Genomic DNA, 277 nt, shown 5'->3' with positions numbered 1-277 from the left:
ACACCACGTTCAAAACTGAAGCCATACATCGCCAGAATATCCTCCTCGATTTCCGGCAGTTTTTTCAGTGCCTCCTGAACCGCTTTAATCGCAGTTTTGTCTTGCTCTGAAAGATTTTCCAGTGTGATTAACCACTCACCCAAATCGATGGCGGCCTGAATAATGGGAGGATGGGTTTTGTCGAGCAGAATATGCGGCATGAGAATGAATTATCTAATGATTAAAGCCGGAACATGATATCAAACTGCATGGGATAACCCTATTCATGTTCCCACGC

General features: G+C 44.4%; 1 pseudogene. It reads right to left on the bottom strand.

Annotated elements, in window-relative coordinates:
* A pseudogene (locus tag B3O33_RS02305) lies at window positions 1-200 on the bottom strand (hypothetical protein); the annotation flags it as partial.
* Between the last annotated feature and the right edge of the window lie 77 nt (window positions 201-277).

This window comes from Methylophaga sp. UBA1464 (genome assembly GCF_002325665.1).
In the GTDB taxonomy this organism is placed as follows: domain Bacteria; phylum Pseudomonadota; class Gammaproteobacteria; order Nitrosococcales; family Methylophagaceae; genus Methylophaga.
This window is presented reverse-complemented; position numbering and strand designations above follow the sequence as displayed.